Origin of the sequence: Arenibacter sp. ARW7G5Y1, assembly GCF_003201775.1 — a bacterium.
In the GTDB taxonomy this organism is placed as follows: domain Bacteria; phylum Bacteroidota; class Bacteroidia; order Flavobacteriales; family Flavobacteriaceae; genus Arenibacter.
The window spans coordinates 103,461-108,328 of the sequence record NZ_QJJZ01000008.1 but is presented as its reverse complement, the minus strand read 5'-3'; the positions used below and the strand labels follow the sequence as shown (position 1 = coordinate 108,328).

The window sequence follows — 4,868 nt, the reverse complement described above, 5'->3', positions numbered from 1 at the left end:
ATCACCCCTGGCATAGGACTTACCCTTAACGGTACGGATTTCGATGTCGATGACCTAGCGGGCGAGGTTACCGGACCCACAAGTGCAACCGTTATCGCCAATAATGTGGTGACCACGGCCAAGATAGCAAACGCAACCATTCTTGCCGAAGACCTCAATCAAATGGGAGCGGCCAACGACCAGGTCCTAAAATGGAACGGAACCAATTGGGCCCCGGCAGCCGATGCCGAAGGGTCAACCATCACCCCTGGCATAGGACTTACTCTTAACGGTACGGATTTCGATGTCGATGACCTAGCGGGCGAGGTTACCGGACCCACAAGTGCAACCGTTATCGCCAATAATGCTGTGACCACGGCCAAGATAGCAAACGCAGCCATTCTAGCAGAAGACCTCAATCAAATGGGAGCGGCCAACGACCAGGTCCTAAAATGGAACGGTACCAACTGGGCCCCCGCAGCTGATGCCGCAGGGCCAACCATTACCCCTGGCACAGGACTTACCCTTAACGGTACTGATTTCGATGTCGATGACCTAGCGGGCGAGGTTACAGGTCCCACAAGTGCAACCGTTATCGCCAACAATGCTGTGACCACGGCCAAGATAGCAAACGCAGCCATTCTTGCAGAAGACCTCAATCAAATGGGAGCGGCCAACGACCAGGTCCTAAAATGGAATGGTACCAATTGGGCCCCGGCAGCCGATGCGGAAGGAACCCCCTATAATGCTGGTATCGGGCTGACGCTCAACGGAACTGATTTGGATGTGGATGACCTAGCGGGCGAGGTTACCGGACCCACAAGTGCTACAGTAATAGCAAACGATGCTGTAACGACAGCTAAAATAGCACCAAACACTATCATTGCCGACGACATCAATACAGGAGCGGTGACAAGTGATAAAATATTGAACGCAGCCATACTTGCAGAAGACCTCAATCAAATGGGAGCGACCAACGACCAGGTCCTAAAATGGAACGGTACTGCTTGGGCACCTGCAGCCGATATTGCAGGGTCAACCATTACCCCTGGCATAGGACTTACCCTTAACGGTACGGATTTCGATGTCGATGACCTAGCGGGCGAGGTTACCGGACCCACAAGTGCAACCGTTATCGCCAACAATGCGGTGACCACGGCCAAGATAGCAAACGCAACCATTCTTGCAGAAGATCTCAATCAAATGGGAGCGGCCAACGACCAGGTCCTAAAATGGAACGGTACTGCTTGGGCACCTGCAGCCGATGAAGACAGCGGTGCCTTGGCGCTGGCCAATACCAACATATTTATCGGGGATGCAACAAACACCCCACAGCCACGAACACTAAGCGGGGATGCAACCATTAACAATACCGGAGTCCTGACCATCGAGGATGATGCAGTGACCACGGCCAAGATAGCAAACGCAGCCATTCTTGCAGAAGACCTCAATCAAATGGGAGCGGCCAACGATCAGGTACTCAAATGGAACGGTACCAACTGGGCCCCGGCAGCTGATGCCGCAGGGCCAACCATTACCCCTGGCACAGGACTTACCCTCAACGGTACTGATTTCGATGTCGATGACCTAGCGGGCGAGGTTACAGGTCCCACAAGTGCAACCGTTATCGCCAACAATGCGGTGACCACGGCCAAGATAGCAAACGCAGCCATTCTTGCAGAAGACCTCAATCAAATGGGAGCGGCCAACGATCAGGTACTCAAATGGAACGGTACCAACTGGGCCCCGGCAGCTGATGCCGCAGGGCCAACCATTACCCCTGGCACAGGACTTACCCTCAACGGTACTGATTTCGATGTCGATGACCTAGCGGGCGAGGTTACAGGTCCCACAAGTGCAACCGTTATCGCCAACAATGCGGTGACCACGGCCAAGATAGCAAACGCAACCATTCTTGCCGAAGACCTCAATCAAATGGGAGCGGCCAACGATCAGGTACTCAAATGGAACGGTACCAACTGGGCCCCGGCAGCTGATGCCGCAGGGCCAACCATTACCCCTGGCACAGGACTTACCCTCAACGGTACTGATTTCGATGTCGATGACCTAGCGGGCGAGGTTACAGGTCCCACAAGTGCAACCGTTATCGCCAACAATGCGGTGACCACGGCCAAGATAGCAAACGCAACCATTCTTGCCGAAGACCTCAATCAAATGGGAGCGGCCAATGACCAGGTCCTAAAATGGAACGGTACTGCTTGGGCACCTGCAGCCGATGAAGACAGCGGTGCCTTGGCGCTGGCCAATACCAACATATTTATCGGGGATGCAACTAACACCCCACAGCCACGAACACTAAGCGGGGATGCAACCATTAACAATACCGGAGTCCTGACCATCGAGGACGATGCGGTGAACTCTGCCAAAATTGCCAACGGAACAATTACAAATGAAGATATATCTGCAACGCCCGCCGATGCCATAGATGGTTCAAAAATAATTCCTAATTTTAACCTAGGAATTACTACAACTGCTGGCCTTAGTGTAGGAGCAGATATATTACTAAATGGTAATATTGTTCAACCAGATTATGTTTTTCAAAAATATTTTGTAGGCCATTCAAGCTTGAAAGAAAGTTATGATTTTACAAGTCTAAAAGAAATCGAGGATTTTATTAAAGAGAATCACCACTTACCTGGAATTAAATCTGCTTCAGAAGTAGAATCCGACGGCCATTGGAACCTAACGCAAGGAGCTATCAATAACCTCGAAAAAATAGAGGAATTGTTCCTCCATACCATAGAGCAGGAAAAGAAAATAGAACAATTAACATCCGAAAACCAATCCCTGTCCGCAGAACTACAGTCGCTCCGCAAGGACATGGATGAAATAAAGGCGTTATTAAAGAATAAGAACTAAGGGGATTGGCCCAAAGAAGATGAAACGTATAATCAGCATACTCGTATTGATGATAGGGCTAGGCCTACAGGCCCAAACGGCCCTGTACAACAGTGGTAACATCCGTATCCACGATGAGGGACAGATTGGTTTCCACACCGATCTGATCAACAATGCGGCCTTTGACCAGAATTTGGGACTGGCCGGTTTTTATGGCAGTAATACGATCAGTGTTTCCGGCGCCTTTATGCCCGCTTTCTTCGATACCGAGATTGCCAATGACCAAGGGGTATTGCTCAACATCGGTATGAGCGTTAGCTCCAACACCAATTTTGTGGCAGGCAACTTTATGACCCCAAGACTACAACAGGATATTTATTTTAATTTTCTGCAGGATGCCTTTTATGTAGGCGAGGGCGATCTTTCCAAAGTAGACGGCTATGTTACCCTTAACAACGAACAGAATTTTATTTTTCCAGTAGGCGATTCGGAGCAGTTGCGCTCCCTGACCCTCAATAGCAGTGGCACCAATAGCTTTGCCAAATGTGCCTATTATTTTGAAAATCCATCCAACCCTGCCACCTTTCCACAGAGTTTTGATCCCACCAAAAAGCCCAGGACCATGGGCGATATCAGTGAGGTGGAATTTTGGCATTTGGAGGGCAGTGTTTCTTCCAGCATACAGATCAGCTGGAACGAGCGCAGCAATATGGCCGCCCTTACCGAGGAGGTGGCCAAGATAATTCCGGTAGGTTGGAACATTGGCGGTAAATCCTGGGTTAACCTGGGCGCTGCCTCCGTAGTAGGCGATCTGAACCAGGGCTTTTTAATTTCGGACAATTTTGTACCGGACGATTATGCCATCATCACCTTTGCCGCGGAAGCCACGGCCAAGGAATTGCTTACGCTGGACAATTACCTGGTAACCCCCAATGGGGATGGTGTAAACGATGCCCTATACATTGAGGAACTGGAACTTTCCAATGACGATACCATCAGTATTTATAACCGACAGGGCCAAAAGGTATATGAGGAGGACAATTATACCAACGGATTCACCGGTTTCTCCAATCTGGACAATTTGGTCATAAACCGTGCAGCCGGATTGCCCAATGGTGTCTACTTCTATGTAATTGCCATGAAGGACCTTAAACTTAATTATCAAGGATTTTTGTATTTGGAACACTGAAAGTTTCAAAGTTGAAAGTTTTATATCCAATTTCCCATATCCAGTATCCAATTTCTAGCAACTAAGCCCCTATATCCATCATCTTGTATGTATTTACTTACAAGTATTCCATCGATGAACGGCACATTCCTTGGTTCAAATTTTCAACTACGCTGGTACACAACAGCTTTTATTGTATTCACAACATTTATTTAACATTCCTTTATAGGTCAGTTAATTTTGGAGTCATATAGGTTTTTGCACCCCAAACCCCCTTCAATGGACTTTAAAAAATTATTTCTTATACTGATCTTGATGAGTTGCACCTTTGCAACTGCACAAGTAAAAATTGGTGAAAACCCAAACAGCATTAATGCGGCTTCCATAGTTGAATTGGAAAGTACTACCAAGGCGTTTGTACTTACAAGGGTTACCAATTCCCAAATGCAAACCATTAAACCTCTTCGCGGGGCAATGGTCTTTAACACGGATGCGCAATGTGTTTTCTTCTACAACGGAACACAATGGAACAGCCTTTGTACAGGTGGCCCCTCGGCTACCGGAGGTGTAGGCATACAATCTACCGTAGACAATGGCAACGGGACGTTTACCTTCAATTATACAGACGGAACAAATTTTACGACTTCAAACTTAACAGGACCACAAGGTCCTGCTGGTATTAATGGTATAGACGGAGCCAAGGGTGACACTGGAGCCACTGGTGAGAAAGGCGAAAAAGGAAATACAGGTGCCACAGGCCCTCAGGGTATACAAGGAGTAACCGGAGCTACAGGAGAAAAAGGTGACAAGGGTGAAACCGGCGCTACAGGCGAGAAAGGTGAGACCGGTGCCAAGGGTGACC

At 48.5% G+C, this 4,868-nt stretch carries 1 protein-coding gene and 2 pseudogenes; all 3 read left to right on the top strand.

The window, feature by feature from the left end; translation table 11 throughout:
- Nucleotides 1-2,859: pseudogene (locus tag C7972_RS23845) on the top strand (hypothetical protein); the annotation flags it as partial.
- 19 nt (nt 2,860-2,878) lie between these two features.
- Nucleotides 2,879-4,027 (top strand): gliding motility-associated C-terminal domain-containing protein, encoded by a 1,149-nt coding sequence (locus C7972_RS12885; protein ID WP_110356593.1) that lies wholly within the window; start codon nt 2,879-2,881, stop codon nt 4,025-4,027.
- 258 nt (nt 4,028-4,285) lie between these two features.
- Nucleotides 4,286-4,868: pseudogene (locus tag C7972_RS23840) on the top strand (collagen-like protein); the annotation flags it as partial.